The following is a 480-nucleotide window of genomic DNA, read 5'->3' on the forward strand; positions in this document are numbered from 1 at the left end:
GGCAGCTCGTCGGGCTTGAGGCTGTAGTTGGGGGCCTCGCCCGGCGAGTTCCTTGCGAAACCGGTGGAAAAGGCATAAAAATGTATATTAATGCAAGGATGCTAATTTAGCCTCTACGTTAGCCGACTCTCCGCACCGAGTCGGTTAGGCCCGGCGGTTCAAACTCAACGCCCCCAACGCGGAACTGTCGGGCCACTGCTACGGACACGGCGTCCACCCCTTCCGCTGCTCGGCGTCATCGCATGGTTGGTGAACTGCAGGTTCCGATCATTGATCAGCCCCCAATGCGAGCCGCTCTATCAACTCGGCGACGTCGAGAACGGCGCGGCGCGTGCACTGAAAGATATTTTTGCCAAGGGTGTCTTCAACGAACGGATATTTATTGCCCATGGCGATCTCCAAAGAGGTCGCCCCATCCGAGTTCGAAATAAGGCCTCGGGTGCGCCTGCCAAGGGGCTTACGCGATCGCACCATGTCGAT

At 57.9% G+C, this 480-nt stretch carries 1 protein-coding gene; it reads right to left on the minus strand.

The window, feature by feature from the left end:
* Positions 1-267: 267 nt before the first annotated feature.
* The coding region (locus tag EN851_RS36840; RefSeq protein ID WP_210234951.1) for a hypothetical protein at positions 268-480 on the minus strand (213 nt) is incomplete at its 5' end.

The sequence above is a fragment of the Mesorhizobium sp. M8A.F.Ca.ET.208.01.1.1 genome (genome assembly GCF_004791315.1).
GTDB lineage: Bacteria > Pseudomonadota > Alphaproteobacteria > Rhizobiales > Rhizobiaceae > Mesorhizobium.